General features: G+C 73.8%; 12 protein-coding genes. 7 read left to right on the top strand and 5 right to left on the bottom strand.

What is annotated here, in order from left to right; all coding sequences use genetic code 11:
- Positions 1-158 precede the first annotated feature (158 nt).
- The 7 genes from H4696_RS10995 to H4696_RS10965 all read left to right on the top strand — a co-directional run bounded on the left by H4696_RS10995 (position 159) and on the right by H4696_RS10965 (position 7,745).
- A complete protein-coding gene (locus H4696_RS10995) occupies positions 159-1,124 on the top strand; it encodes an ATP-binding cassette domain-containing protein (RefSeq protein ID WP_192783018.1) in 966 nt (321 codons plus the stop codon).
- On the top strand, positions 1,121-1,900 hold the full coding sequence (locus H4696_RS10990; protein WP_086861715.1) for an ABC transporter permease: 780 nt from the start codon (positions 1,121-1,123) through the stop codon (positions 1,898-1,900). The genes H4696_RS10995 and H4696_RS10990 overlap by 4 nt, the downstream gene beginning before the upstream one ends.
- Before the next feature lie 19 nt (positions 1,901-1,919).
- Positions 1,920-2,138 (top strand): DUF5988 family protein, encoded by a 219-nt coding sequence (locus H4696_RS10985; protein WP_225955644.1) that lies wholly within the window; start codon positions 1,920-1,922, stop codon positions 2,136-2,138.
- Positions 2,139-2,148: 10 nt separating this feature from the next.
- Positions 2,149-3,159, top strand: a complete 1,011-nt coding sequence (locus tag H4696_RS10980) for a 3-oxoacyl-ACP synthase III family protein (RefSeq protein ID WP_086861714.1) — start codon at positions 2,149-2,151, stop codon at positions 3,157-3,159.
- Positions 3,156-5,141 carry a CocE/NonD family hydrolase gene (locus tag H4696_RS10975; protein WP_158104335.1) on the top strand — a complete coding sequence of 662 codons (1,986 nt, stop codon included), beginning with the start codon at positions 3,156-3,158 and terminating at the stop codon, positions 5,139-5,141. Before H4696_RS10980 ends, H4696_RS10975 begins: the two co-directional genes overlap by 4 nt.
- A complete protein-coding gene (locus tag H4696_RS10970) occupies positions 5,132-6,328 on the top strand; it encodes a phthiocerol/phthiodiolone dimycocerosyl transferase family protein (RefSeq protein WP_086861713.1) in 1,197 nt (398 codons plus the stop codon). Before H4696_RS10975 ends, H4696_RS10970 begins: the two co-directional genes overlap by 10 nt.
- Before the next feature lie 145 nt (positions 6,329-6,473).
- Positions 6,474-7,745, top strand: a complete 1,272-nt coding sequence (locus H4696_RS10965; protein WP_086861712.1) for a glycosyltransferase — start codon at positions 6,474-6,476, stop codon at positions 7,743-7,745.
- Here H4696_RS10965 and H4696_RS10960 read toward each other — a convergent pair.
- The 5 genes from H4696_RS10960 to H4696_RS10940 are packed head-to-tail and all read right to left on the bottom strand — an operon-like array spanning position 7,720 to position 14,158.
- A complete protein-coding gene (locus H4696_RS10960; RefSeq protein ID WP_211299721.1) occupies positions 7,720-8,430 on the bottom strand; it encodes an ABC transporter ATP-binding protein in 711 nt (236 codons plus the stop codon). The two genes, H4696_RS10965 and H4696_RS10960, sit on opposite strands and share 26 nt — an antisense overlap.
- Positions 8,417-10,336 (bottom strand): dipeptide/oligopeptide/nickel ABC transporter permease/ATP-binding protein, encoded by a 1,920-nt coding sequence (locus tag H4696_RS10955; protein WP_211299720.1) that lies wholly within the window; start codon positions 10,334-10,336, stop codon positions 8,417-8,419. Before H4696_RS10955 ends, H4696_RS10960 begins: the two co-directional genes overlap by 14 nt.
- On the bottom strand, positions 10,333-11,274 hold the full coding sequence (locus tag H4696_RS10950; RefSeq protein ID WP_086861711.1) for an ABC transporter permease: 942 nt from the start codon (positions 11,272-11,274) through the stop codon (positions 10,333-10,335). Before H4696_RS10950 ends, H4696_RS10955 begins: the two co-directional genes overlap by 4 nt.
- Positions 11,262-12,614: a GH1 family beta-glucosidase gene (locus tag H4696_RS10945; protein ID WP_086861710.1), complete on the bottom strand. Its 1,353-nt coding sequence runs from the start codon at positions 12,612-12,614 to the stop codon at positions 11,262-11,264. Before H4696_RS10945 ends, H4696_RS10950 begins: the two co-directional genes overlap by 13 nt.
- On the bottom strand, positions 12,611-14,158 hold the full coding sequence (locus H4696_RS10940; protein WP_086861709.1) for an ABC transporter substrate-binding protein: 1,548 nt from the start codon (positions 14,156-14,158) through the stop codon (positions 12,611-12,613). Before H4696_RS10940 ends, H4696_RS10945 begins: the two co-directional genes overlap by 4 nt.
- Positions 14,159-14,184: the final 26 nt, after the last annotated feature.

The raw sequence follows: 14,184 nt of genomic DNA, 5'->3' as shown, positions 1-14,184 counted from the left end.
TTTCGTGTCCGAACCAATTTCCGGGAACGGGAAGAAGGGTTCGGTTTTCGGATGTCGGAGAGTGTGCCCGCCGCGGAATCATGGATCTCGGGCGGGAAACGCGGGATTGCCCCGCCGGCCGGAAAAGAGTACGTCCGAAGGAGGAAAAAGTGCCGCCGATGATCCGGGTGGAGAACCTGGTCAAACGGTTCGGGCGGACCACAGCGCTCGACCGGGTCGGGTTCGCCGTCGAGGCGGGCACGGTGGTCGGCGTGCTCGGGCCGAACGGAGCCGGGAAGACGACCATGGTCCGGGTACTGGCCACGTTGCTGCGGCCGGACGAGGGCCTGGTCCGGGTCGGGGGCCTCGACGTGACGCGCGAACCGGCGCGGGTTCGCGCGCTGCTCGGGCTCACCGGCCAGTACGCGTCCGTCGACGGGGACCTGACGGGCACGGAAAACCTGGTGCTCCTCGGCCGCCTGCTGGGACTGTCCCACCCCGCGGCGCGGGACCGGGCGGCGGAACTGCTCGAGCGCTTCGAGCTCGGGCCGGCCGCCGCCCGGCCCGCGTCGGCGTACTCCGGCGGCATGCGCCGCCGGCTCGACCTGGCCGCCAGCCTGGTCGGCCGGCCGCGGGTGCTCTGCCTCGACGAGCCGACCACCGGGCTCGACCCGCACGTGCGGCGGGAGCTGTGGCAGGTGGTGCGGGAACTGGTGGCCGAGGGCGTCACCGTGCTGCTCACCACGCAGTACCTGGAGGAGGCCGACCGGCTCGCCGACCGCATCACGGTGTTCGACGCCGGCCGCGTGGTCGCCGACGGCACGCCGGACGAGCTCAAGCGCCGGGTCGGCGGCCGCACGGTGCAGGTGCGCCCGGCCTTGAGCCAGGACATGGACGCGACGGCCCGGGTTCTCGGCAAGCTGACCGGGACGACCCCGGCCCGGGACTTCGGCACCGGGCTGCTCACCGCACCCGCCGCGGACCCGATGGTGCTGTCCACTTTGGTCCGCAAGCTCGACCAGGCGGGGCTGGCCGTGGCCGAGCTGGCGCTGCGGTTCCCGAGTCTCGACGAGGTTTTCCTCGCGCTGACCGGGAAGCCGGCCCAGGTGGAGGTTCCCGCGGCGCGGGAAGGGAGTGCGGGATGAGCGGCGGAGTCACGCCCGCGGAAGCCGTGCGGCATGGGCTGATCCTGGCCGGGCGCGAAGTGCGCAAGATCCGCCGCAACCCCGAGCACCTGGTCGACGTCACCGTGCAGCCGCTGCTGTTCCTGGTCATGTTCGGCTACCTCTTCGGCGGCGCGATCGCCGGCAGCCAGGACGCCTACCTGCGCGACCTGGTGCCGGGGCTGATGGTGCCGACCGTGCTGATGGCCACGCTCTCGGCCGGGGTCGGGCTCAACAGCGACGCCGGCAGCGGCGTGTTCGACCGGTTCCGCAGCATGCCCATCGCCCGGTCGGCCCCGCTCACCGGGGTGGTGCTCGCCGGCGCGGTCCGCTACGTCGTGGCGATCGCCGTGCTCCTCGGGGCGGGCGCCGCGTTCGGTTACCGCGTGCGGACCGGGCCGCTCGAAGTCCTCGCGGCGGCGGCGATCCTGGTGACCGCCGGGCTGTGCTTCTGCTGGATCACCGTGTTCCTCGGCATGGTGCTGCGCGACCGCGACGCGGTGCAGGGCAGTGCCGTCGCGCTCTTCATGCCGATGGTGTTCGCCAGCAGCGTTTTCGTCCCGGCCGCGACGATGCCGGGCTGGCTGCGGGCCTGGTCCGGCATCAACCCGGTGAGCCTGCTCGCCGACGCCGTGCGCGGCCTGCTCAACGGCGGCCCGGTCGCCGGCCCGCTGACCGGGGCAATGGCCTGGTCGGCCGGCGTACTGGGCGTGTTCTTCCCCCTGGCGATCCGCGCCTACCACCGGCGCGTCGGATGACGGAGAGGTGAAACCGGCCATGGGCTCTGCCGAGCCGACCGTGGAAGTGACCTTGAAAGGAGCACCCGACGGAATGCCCGAAACCGTGCTCGTCCGCTGTGCCGAGCTGGCCGCGGACCGGTTGAAGATCCCGTACCTGGCGGGATACGAGCACTTCGTCCCCCAAGACAGTTCCCGCGGAGTACCGGAAGACGGCGCCGTCTTCGTCTGGTGCGACCGGACGAAATTCGCGGAATAGAAGGGCGCCCATGAACACCGCCATTCTCGGCACCGGCTCCTACCTGCCGGAGACCGTCCTCACCAGCGCCGAACTCGGCCGCCGGCTCGGCCTCGGCGAACAGTGGATCTTCGACAAGACCTGCATCGCCGAGCGCCGGGTCGCGGCGCCGGACGAAGCCACCTCGGACCTGGCCACCAAGGCCGCCGAACACGCGCTGCGCGCGGCGAACCTCGCGGCCACCGACATCGACCTGCTCATCGTCGCCACCTCGACCCCCGACCAGCCGATCCCGGCCACCGCCTGCGCCGTGCAGGCCAACCTCGGGGCGATGCGCGCGGCGGCCTTCGACGTCGACTCGGTGTGCAGCGGGTTCGTCTACGCGCTGGTCACGGCGCACGCGCTGCTGGACGCGGACCCGTTGCCCCGCAACGCTCTCGTCATCGGCGCGGACACCTACTCGCGCATCCTGAACTACGAGGACCGGCGCACCTGCGTGCTGTTCGGCGACGGGGCCGGGGCGGTCGTGCTCGGCAAGCGCGGCGGCGGCCGCGGGCTGCTCTCGAGCGCGCTGGGCTCCGACGGGACGACGGCCGACTTCGTCACCGTGCCCGGCGGCGGGAGCCGGCGGCCGGCGAGCGCGGCCACCCTCGCCGCGGGCGAGCACTACTTCGCCATGCGCGGCAGGCAGGTCCGGGACCTCGCCTCGCGGGTGCTGCCCGACCTCGTCGTCGACGTCGCGAAGTCGGCGGAGCTGGAGGTGTCGGAGATCGACCTCATCGTGCCGCACCAGGCGAACGGCCGGATGCTGCAGGACCTGGCCAAGACCCTCGACCTGCGGCCGGAGCAGATGCACCTGACCGTCGAGCGCTACGGCAACACCGGCGCGGCCTCGGTCCCGATCACCCTCGACGACGCCGTCCGCACCGGGCGGCTGTTCGACGACGACGTCGTCCTGCTCGTGGCGTTCGGCGGCGGGATGAGCTGGGGCGGCGCCACGCTGCGCTGGACCCGCCCGCGCAAGCCCGCGGAGCTCCGGTGATCCGGCCTCCGGTGCGCGTGCCGCCGTCCGGCCCACCGCGCCACGACGTCGAGTTCCGCGGGGACGTCCGCATCCCGTCGAGCGAGCCGGGGCTGACCCTCGGCGCCGACCTCTACCTGCCGAAGACGGCGCACCGCGTGCCGGTGCTGGTGACCCTCCACACCGGACGCAAGGACGGCCTCGGCGGCATCGCGGCGAGCCGGTACCTGCGGTACTTCGCTGAGCGGGGCTACGCGGTGCTGTACGTGGACTGCTTCGGGATCGGGACGTCGGAGGGCACGCCGCGGCCTCTGCTGAGCCCGGGCGAGGTCGCCGACGGCGTCTCGGTGGTGCAGTGGGCCGCCGCGCAGCCGTGGTGCACCGGCCGGGTCGGCATGTGGGGCCTGTCCCACGGCGGGATGACGACGCTGGCCGTCGCGGCGCAGCGCCCGCCCGCGCTCAAGGCGATCTTCCCGGTGATGGGCTGGACCGACGTCGAACGCGACCTGGTGCACCCGGCCGGGCTGCGCGGCGGGATCGGGATGTTCGGGCACCTGAGCCTGTACCACATCTTCTGCGCGCTGCTGCCGCCGTTGCGGGACGGCGACCGCGAGAACTACGAGAGCGTGTGGAAGGAACGGCTGGAGAAGTTCGAGCCGTGGTTCGCCGACGCCTGGGAGCACCCGCCGGGGCACGCGGTGTGGGCGGAGCGCCGGATCGACGCGCGGCGGATCACCGTGCCGTCGTTGTGCGTCGCCGGCTGGCGCGACCTGTTCTGCGACGGGATGATCGCCGCCTACCAGCAGATCCGGGCGCCCAAGCACCTGATCGTCGGCCCGTGGCTGCACACTTTCCCGGACGTGGCCGCGGTCGCGCCGTTCCCGTCGGCCGTGCTCGCCTGCGCGTGGTGGGACCGGTGGCTGCACGGCCGGGCGCCGCGGGGCGGGACCCGCGAGCGGACCGCGACGTTCTTCGTCCAGGGCACCGGCTCCCGCTGGGTGCGGGCCGGGCAGTGGCCGCCGGAGAAGAAGGCCGATCACGTCTTCGTCACCTCCCGCTCCGGGCACCTGTACCGGTCCGCGCCGGGCGGGCGGCCGTCGGCGGCCACGACGGTCACCGGCCGGGGCGACCCCACCGTGGGCGCGCTGAGCGGCCTCACGAAGCACCCGACCGACCGGTTCGGCTACCCGCTGGACCAGCACGACGACGACGCCCGGACGCTCGCGTTCACCAGCGCGCCGCTGCCGGAGCCGCTGCTGATCGCCGGCCGGCCTTCGGTGCGGCTCCTGCTCGGGCCCGGCACCACCGCGACCCGGTGCGTGCTCAAGGTGACCGACGTCGACGAGCAGGACCGGTCGCTGCTCATCGCGTCGGGCACGGTGAACCTGGCCCGGCGCGAGGACGTCGTCCAGGTCGAGCTCGACCCGACGTGCTACCGGATCGCGGCGGGCCACCGCGTGCGGCTGGTGCTGGCCGAGGCGGACATCCCGCGGCTGTGGCCCGCCGCCGAGCCGGGGCTGCTCGGGGTCCGGGTGATCCGCGGTCCCGGCGACTACGTCGGCCTCGCCGCCGAGGAGTACGAAGGCCACCAGGCCACGACGCTGAGCCTGCCCGCCGCCGACCCGGCGGCGCTCACCGACGTCCTGGTCCCGCCGCCGGACCGCCGCGGCCCAGCCGGGCCCGGCCGGGACCGCTGGGAAATCGCCCGCGACCACCTCCGCTCGGCGGTCCGGCTGACCGTGGAGAAGCGGGACCGCATCAGGATTCCCGGCGACGACCGGGACTTCCTCGCCATGACGACGCAGGTGGACCTGGGCGTGCCCGAGCACCACCCGGCGGCGACGCGCATGACGGCGACGGGGGAGAAGACGGCCGAAACCCCGGACGGCGACCGGGTCGTCGTCCGAGCCGGCATCGACATGGGAGCCGCGGACGCCGCGGTCACGGCCGAAGTGCTCGTCAACGGCACGCAGTTCTTCACGCGGGAGTGGAAATGGACCTGACCGGGCTCGAACGTCCGCTGAACTACCTGGAACTGGCCCATCTCGACCGGGTGGTGATCATGGCCGCGGAGTATGAAGGCGAGCTGGACGCCAGCGTGCTGGCGCGCGCGTTCCGGCACCTCTGCACGGTGCACCCGGTGCTGCGGGCCCGCGTCCGGGGGACCTCGCCGGAAGCCGTGCTGGCGGTTTCGCCCGAGCACGAACCGGACCTGACCGTGCTGGTGGACGGGCCGGACGCGCTGGAGCGGATCGCCGGGCTGCCGTGGGACGTCACGGCCGGGGTCGCCGACCTCGTGCTCGTCCAGGGGGACGGGCACGGGTTCGTCGCCCTGCGCACCGACCATTCGATCACCGACGCGAACGCGTGGCTCGGCACCTTCCGCGAGCTGCTGCGGTTGTTCACGGCGTTCGCGTCGGGGGAGGAGCCGGTGAGCGAGCCGGGCACGGCGCTGCCCGCGCCGCCCGCGGCGCTCTTCCACGAACGGCTCGGCCTGATCCCCTACGACCGGCGGCTGTTCCACTCCGCGGTCCCGCCCGAGCCGACGGCCGGGACCGCGGGCCTGCTCAGCGGTTACCTGCGGCTCTCGGTGGAGGAGACCCAGTGGCTCAAGCGCGCGGCCCGCCGGTACGAAACCACGGTGCACGGCCTGGTCTCGGGCGCGATCCTGCTCGCCCAGCGCGTGCTGGCGGGCGGCCGCGAGACCGTGCCGATGTATTGCGTGTCGCCGGTGGACTTCCGGCGCCGGGTCGATCCGCCGGTAGGCGAGCTGGAGACGACCAACTTCATGATGTCCTACGTGGCCGAAACGGGCGTGTCCCCGCGGCTGAGCCCGGTTCTGGTCGGCCGCGAGGTCAAGGCCCGGATGGACGAGGTCCTCGCGGGCCCGGAAGGCGTCCGGGAAGCGGCGCCGATGGAGGACGCGCTCGGCCGCAACCTTTCCTTCGCGCTGATCAGCAACCTCGGGGTGGTGCCGGAGTTCCCGGCGCCGGCCGGGCTGGAGTTCACCGAGATCCACATCCTCAACACCGTCGGCGACACGTTCTTCCCCGGCTACTACGTCTCGACCTACCGGGACCGCCTGACGGTGCTGCACATCTTCACCGACCGGTTCTTCACCCCCGGCGACGTCGACCGGCTCGTCCGGGAGCTGCACGAGCAGCTGCTCATCATCGGCGCTTCGGCGTAGGGAGAACTCGGCCGGCAAGCGCCCCAATGTGGCGTTGGGTGCGTTGAACGCACCGAACGCCACATTGGGTGCGCTGGACGCACCCAATGTGGCATTGGGGCGCTCGGCACCGGGATCCGACCACATCCAGAGAGGAACGGAATCCGTGAAATTCCTGCTGCTGACCCACGGCAGCCGCGGTGACGTCCAGCCGTTCGCCGCGCTGGCCGCGGCCCTCACCGGGGCCGGGCACGAGGTGGTCGTGGCCGCGCCCGCGTCGTCCGCCGCGGTGGCCGAACCGTTCTGCGCCGGGGTGATCCCGCTCGACGACGGGACGAACAAGCTCGTCGACGACCGCGCGGCGTGGGAGGCCGTCGAGCGCAACTTCCGCGGCCTGCGCGGGAAACGGCTCGGGCTGCGGCTGCTGCGCCACAACCGCGCCGCGATGGCCCGGGTGTTCGGCGACCTCGGGGCGCTGGGCCGGACGCTGGCCGAAGCCGGCGACGTCGACCTCGTCGTGCACCAGGTCAACGTGCCCGGGCACGCGATCGCCGAGCTGCTGGGCGTGCCGGCGGTCCCGGTGTGCCTGCAGCCGTTCTGGGTGCCGACGCCGTCGTTCCCCGACCCGCTGTTCCCGTACCGGCTGCCGGCGGCGCTCAACCCGGCGTCGTACGCGTCGACCAGGACGTTCGTGCGGGCCCTCACCGGAAGCCCCGCGCGGTTCCGGCGGGAGGGGCTCGGGCTGACCCGCCGCCGCTTCGCCCACGATCCGCTGCGGTGGCCCGACGGCACGCGCGCGCCGGTCCTGCAGGCGTTCAGCAGGCACGTGCTGCCGCCGCGGGCCTGGTACCCCGAACCCGTGCACACGCCGGGGTTCTTCTTCCTGCCGCCGGCGCCGTGGACGCCGCCCGCGGACCTCGCCGGTTTCCTCGCCGCGGGACCGCCGCCGGTCTACCTCGGGTTCGGCAGCATGGTCGGCAGCGACCCGGCCCGTATCGGCCAGGTCGTCGCGGCGGCCTTGCGCGCGACGGGCGTTCGCGCGGTCGTCGCGCTGGGCCGCGGCGGGATCCGCCCGGACGGCCTGGGTCGCGACGCGTTCTGCCTGACCCAAGCCCCGCACGACTGGCTCTTCCCCCGCATGGCCGCGGTCGTGCAACACGGCGGAGCGGGCACGACGGGCGCGGCGCTGGCGGCGGGCAAGCCGCAGGTGGTCTGCCCCTTCATGTTCGACCAGCCGTACTTCGGCAGGCGGCTGTTCGCGCTCGGCGTGGCCCCGCCACCGCAGCCGCTGCGGGAGCTGACGGCGGACGGCCTGGCCCGGGCGATCGGCGACGCCGTCGCGGGGACCGTGCCCGCCCGGGCGAAGGAACTGGGCGAGCTGATCCGCGCGGAGGACGGCACCGGCGAGGCGGTCAAGGTGCTGGAAGCGCTCGCGTAGGCACCGGGCCCCGCTCGGCGATCCGGCCGTCCCGCAGCACCACGACCCGGTGGCAGAAGAACCGGACCACGTCGGTGTCGTGGGAGATGAACAGGTAGCTCAGGCCCAGCTGCTGCTGCAGGTCCAGCAGCAGGTTCAGGATCTGGGCCTGCACCGAAAGGTCGAGCGCGCTGGTCGGCTCGTCGCAGACCACCAGCTCCGGCTCCAGCACCAGCGCGCGGGCGATGGCGATGCGCTGCAGCTGGCCGCCGGAGAACGAGCCGGGGTAGCGGGCCGCCGCGGCCGGGGGCAGGCCGACCCGGTCCAGGACGCCGGCGACGCGCTCCTCGGCCGCCCGGCGGGGCAGCCGGCGGACGACCCGCAGGGGCTCGGCGAGCGTGCTGCCGACCGTGCGGGACGGGTTGAGCGAGCCGTGCGGGTCCTGGAAGACGATCTGCAGGTGCTGGCTCAGCTCGCGCCGACGGCGGGCGCTCGCGTGCGCGATGTCCTCGCCGTGGAACCGGATCCGGCCGCTCTCGGGCCGGACGAGGCCGACGATCGCGTGCCCGATCGTCGACTTCCCCGAGCCGGACTCGCCGAGCAGCCCGAGCGTCTCCCCGGCCCGGACGACGAAGCCGACGCCGTCCACCACCGGGTGCCGGGGCCGGTAGCCGACGCGCAGGTCCTGGACTTCAAGCAGAGGCACGTTCCCCTCCGGAGGACAGCTTGGCGTGGTACAGGCACCGGGTCCGGTGCCCGGCGGCGGGCTCGAAGACGGGGACCGGCGCCGCGCGGCACTCGGCCGTCGCCAGCGGGCACCGCGGGGCGAAGTGACAGCCGTGCGGCCACCGCGCGGGTTCCGGCACCGAGCCGGGGATGGCGGCCAGCCGCGAGCCCGGCCGGGCCCGGCTCGGCATCGCGCCGAGCAGGCCCTCGGTGTAGGGGTGACGCGGCCGCGTCATCAGGTCGCCGACCGCGCCGGATTCCACGATCTGCCCGGCGTACATGACGTACGCGCGGCGGCAGAACGCGGAGACCACCGACCAGTCGTGGGTGATGAGCAGGATCGCCATCCCGCGTTCGGCCTGCAGCCGCCCGAGCAGGCCCAGCACCTCGTCCTGCACGGCGGCGTCGAGCGCGGTCGTCGGCTCGTCGGCGATGAGCAGGCTCGGCTCGCCGGCCAGCGCCATGGCGATCGCGACGCGCTGGGCCATGCCACCGGAGAGTTCGTGCGGGTAGCGGCGGGCGACCGCCGCCGGCAGGTTGACGTCGTGCAGCAGGCCCAGCGCGCGTTCGCGCACCGAAGCCCGCGAGCCGCCGTGCCGCAGCCGGACCAGCTCGCCGAGCTGGTTCGCCACCGTGCACACCGGGTCGAGCGCCGCGACCGGGTCCTGCGAGATCAGGGCGATCCGCGAGCCGCGCAGCCGGCGCACCGCCCGCGGCCCCGCCAGTGCCAGGTCGGCGCCGTCGAACAGGAGGCTCCCGGCGGTGACCGCGCCGCCCGCCGGGAGCAGGTCGAGGACCGCGCGGCCGGTGATCGACTTGCCGCAGCCGGATTCGCCGGCCAGCGCGACGGTTTCGCCGTGGCCGACGTCGAGGTCCAGGCCCGTCACGACGACCCGGTCGCCGGACAGCGTGACCTCGACGTCCCGCAGGGAAAGCAGAGCGGTGGACGGTTCGCCGCGCGGCGTCAGCGCCGGCGCGGCCGCCCGGTGCGCGCGGTGCAGCCGGTCGCGCAGCGGTTCGGCGTGGTGGTCCGCGGTCGCGTCCCGGACGACGTCGCCAAGCAGGCCGAAGGCGAGGATCGCCAGGCCCAGCACGACTCCCGGGGGCACGAGCAGCCACGGCTGCCGGTCGATCACCGACGCGGCCTGCGCGATCATGTCGCCCCACGTCGGGTCCGGGGGCTGCGCGCCGAAGCCGAGGTAGCTGAGCCCGGCGTCGATCAGCAGCGCGCCGCCTGCCAGCAGTGAGATCTGGACGATGACCGGGCCGGCGATCCGCGGCAGGACGTGCGCCGCCACGATCCGGCGGTGCGGCAGCCCGCACACCCGCGCGGCGGCGACGTACAGCTCCTTGCGCACGGCCAAGGTGGCGCCGCGGACGACCCGCGCGAGCCCGGGCGAGACGAGCACGCCGAGCGCGATCATCACGACGGTCTGGTGCTCGCCCACGACGGCCAGCACCACCAGCAGCGTCATCAGGACCGGGATCGCCAGCAGCACGTCCACGACCCAGGTGAACCCCCGGTCGAACCAGCCGCCGGCGTACCCGGCCACGACCCCGCTGGTGACGCCCACCCCGATGACGGTGACCACGACGATCCCGGCGTGCAGCAGGCTGATCTGGCCGCCGTACATCAGCCGCGTCAGCACGTCCCGGCCGAGCGCGTCGGTGCCGAGGGGGTGCGCGGCACCCGGCCCGGCGAGCACCTGGTCCAGGTCGGTCGTGACCGGGCTGTAGGGCGCGAGGACGGGCGCCAGCACCGAACCGGCCACCAGCAGCGCGAGGTACCCCAGCGGCGCCCACGCGAGCGGGCGGCGGAACGCGGCGAGCCACCGCCGCCCGGGCCGGACACCGCGCGCGACGAACTCCTCGATGCCCGCGGTCACCGGACCCGCGCCTTCGGGTTCAGCCAGCCGTAGGCCAGGTCCACCACCAGGTTGACCGCGACGACGATCACCGTGAACACCACCACCACGCCTTGGATCATGCGAATGTCGTGCAGGGAGGTGGACTGGACCGCCAGCCCGCCCAGGCCCGGCATGGCGAAGACCGATTCCACGAACACCGTGCCGCTCAGCAGCCCGATGAACGTCAGCCCCACCAGGGTCACCACCGGGATCGCCGCGTTGCGCAGCGCGTGGCGCAGCACCACCGACACCTCGGGGACGCCGTGGGCCCGCAGCGCCGTCACGTAGTCGCGGGAGAGCGCGTCCAGCATCGCGTCCCGCGTCTGCTTGGCGAACACGGCGATGCCGGGCAGCGCCAGGGTCGCGACCGGCAGCACCAGGCTGCGCGCCCACGCGGCGGGTGACGTGCCCAGCGAGACGTACCCGGTCGCGGGCAGCAGCCGGACCGTGACCGCGAAGAGCGTCACCATCGTGAGTGCGAACCAGAAGCTGGGCAGCGCGTAGCCGATCAGCGAGAGCACGTCGACGACGCGGCCGATCCGGCCGCCGTGGACGGCGCTGACCACCCCGAGGGCGACGCCGACGAAGGCGGTCACCACGGTGGCGCAGCCGATCAGCGAAAGTGTCACGGGCAGCCGGTGGGCGATCTCGTCCGCCACCGACAGGCCGCTGATCGGCGACGTGCCGAGATCGCCGTGCAGCGCGTCGCGGAGCCACTGCCCGTACTGCGTCAGCACGGGCTGGTCGAGGCCGAGCTGGTGGCGCAGCTGGTCGTACGCCTCGACGCTGAAGTTCTGGCCGAGGATGGCGCGGGCGAGGTCGCCGGGCGCGGCGGACTGCAGCAGGAAAGCCGCCAGCGAGACGACGAACACCAGCGCCACCGACACGACCAGGCGATGCGCGATCAACCGGAGCATGCCCGCCCGTCCTTCCCGTCGCTCCGCTGGGCGGAGATGAGCTGCCGGTACCACCGGTAAGACGCCTTGGGCGTGCGGGCGAGCGTCGCGAAATCGACGTGCACCAGCCCGAAGCGCGGGCGGTAGCCGTGGTCCCATTCGAGGTTGTCCAGCAGCGACCAGACGTGGTAGCCGCGGATGTCCGAGCCGGCGTCGAGGGCGGCACGGACCTGGTGCAGGCACGCCCGCAGGTACGCGATGCGCGGCAGGTCCGGCACCGAGCCGGTGGCGTCCGGCTCGTCCACGTCGGGGTAGCCGTTCTCGGTGATCTCGATCGGCGGCAGCTCCGGGTAGTCCGCGCGCAGCCAGGCCAGCAGCGCGCCGAGCTGCTCCGGTGCCACCGGCCAGCCGAGCAGGTTCGTGCGCACGTCCGGGAACGGCACCCGGGCGTAGCCGAACACCCCGGCCGCCGACGCGGCGACCCGGGCCGGCGCGTACCAGTTGACCCCGACGAAATCCAGCGGAGCGGCGATGAGGCGGCGGTCGGCTTCGTCGGCCTCGATCACCGGCCGGCCGTCGAGGTGCGGATAGTCGCCGCGCAGCAAGGGATCCAGGAACAGCCGGTCCTCGTAGGCCTCCGCCCGGTCGGCCGCCGTGAGGTCCGCCGGCCGGTCGGTGGCCGGCGTCGTCCCGGCCAGGTTGAGGCTGATCCCGATCGCCGCGTCGGGCGCGTGCGCCCGCAGGCGCGGGACGGCCAGGCCGTGCCCGAGCATCAGGTGGTGAGCCACCCGCAACCCGTGCCGTCGCGCCCGCGGCCCCGGCCGGCCGCTCAGCTCCGCGTGCATCACCGAAAGCGGCTCGTTGAGCGTGAGCCAGCGCCGGACGCGGTCGCCGAACCGGACGGCGAGTCCCTCGGCGTAGTCGGCGAACCGGGCCGCGGTGTCTCGGGCGGCCCAGCCGCCGGCGTCCTCGACCGGCTGCGGGTGGTCCCAGTGGTAGACCGTGAGCAGCGGCTCGATCCGCCGGGCCAGCAGCCCGTCGACCAGCCGGTCGTAGAAGGCCAGCCCGCGCCCGTTCCAGCGGCCGTGCCCGGCGGGCTGGACCCGTGGCCAGGACACGGAAAACCGGTAGCTGCCCACGCCGAGCCCGGCCATCAGGTCGAGGTCCTCGGTCAGCCGGTGGTAGTGGTCGCAGGCGACGTCGCCGGTCGCGCCTCCGGCCAGGCCGCCGGCGTGGTGCGCCCGGGTGTCCCAGTTGGACGGTCCCTTCCCGTCGGCGTTCCACGCCCCTTCGATCTGGAAGGCGGCCGTGGCGACGCCCCACCGGAACCCCGGCGGGAACAGCGGATCCGGGTCGCTCATCCCCGGCCGGCCGGGTGCCAGGAGGCGACGCTGGGGAACGGCTTGCCGGGCACCGGGTCCACGCCGACCGTGTTCCGGTAGAACAGCAGGCCAGGGCTCAGGCACACCGGCAGGAACCAGCCCAGCTCGACGACGCGGCGGATGACCTTCCGGTCGAGGGCGGGCCGGGTGGCTTCGTCGGCGGCCGCGGCCTGCCGGTCGAGGCGCTCCAGCTCGGGATCGCTGCTGTGGAACGGGTTCATCCCGATGGCGTCCTTCAGCCAGAGCCCGCGGCCCATGAAGTAGGCGGGCAGCACGCCCCAGCCCATGCTGGACGCCGGGAACTGGGTGAGCGCGCTGTTGGCGGCCGTGGGTTCCTTGGCCGTGACCCGCAGCGTGACGCCGACCTCGCGCAGGTCCGACGCGATCGCCTGGGCCAGGTCGCCGGGGAACGCGGGCGTGGACGGGATCACCACCGGCAGCTCGAACCCGCCGCCGTGGCCGGCGTCGGCCAGCAGCTGCCGGGCCTTGCCGGGATCGTGGGTGTAGAAGGGTTGTTCGCTGTAACCGGCCTCCCCGGGGGCCGAGGGCTGGTCGACCGGGATGCCGTACTCGCCGAGCAGGGCCGAGGTGATCTTCGCGCGGTCGACCGCGTAGTTGAGCGCCTGCCGCACGCGCACGTCGGCCAGCGGCGGGGACAGCGTGCCGGCCCGGTCGTTGAGCTGCAGCCCCATCACGATCGCGGGGCTCGACGCCACCTCGAACCCGGCGGCCTTCGCGCCGCCGGCGATGGTGTAGCTGCCGGCGACGACGTCGACCTGACCGGTCTTGAGCGCGGCGAGGGCGGTGTTCTCGTTGGGCAGGACCTTGACGGTGATCCGGTCGTAGAACCGGCCCGCGGAGTTCCAGTACTTCGGGTTGGGGCCGTAGGTGTAGTGGTCGTTGGCGACGGTTTCGCCGGGCAGCAGGACGTACGGCCCGGCGCCCGAGGTGCGGGTCGCGAGCTCCGCCGGCGCGGCCACGCCGCGCGTGCTGATCACGTCGCCGGCGAGGAAGTCCTGCGTGAACAGCGACGGCAGCAGCGGGTGCGGCTGGTTCAGCGTCAGCCGCAGCACCAGCGGTCCCTGCGCGGTCATCGTGGCGATCGGGGCGAGGAAGGCCGCCGCCTGGCCCGCGGACGCGCGGAAGTGCTCGATGCTCGCCTTGAGGCCCTCGGCGGTCAGCGGGGTGCCGTCGCTGAAGGTCACGCCGTCCCGCAACGTGATCTCGAAGGCGGTGTTGCCGGTGCCCACGTACCGCCAGGCGGTCGCGAGGCGGGGCTCGTACCCGCCGTCGGCGGCGCGGTAGATCAGCGGGTCGTAGGCGGGCTGCAGGAAGAACTGCGACTCCCCGCCCGCCTTCGCCGGGTCGAGGCTGGTCGGCGGCCAGTACTGGCCGATGCGCAGGGTGCGGTCCGCGCCGGGGGAACCGGACGGCCCGCCGCACGCGCCGGCGGCCAGGCCGGCGGCGAGCAGCAGGCCGCCGACGGTGAAGTCGCGGCGGGTGAGGACGGCAGGGGAGGACATGGAGCACCTTTCGCTGGGGCTGGGTG

It is taken from the genome of Amycolatopsis lexingtonensis (assembly GCF_014873755.1).
GTDB lineage: Bacteria > Actinomycetota > Actinomycetes > Mycobacteriales > Pseudonocardiaceae > Amycolatopsis > Amycolatopsis lexingtonensis.
Note: the sequence above shows the minus strand (reverse complement) of the source record. Positions and strands in the feature narration are given on the sequence as shown.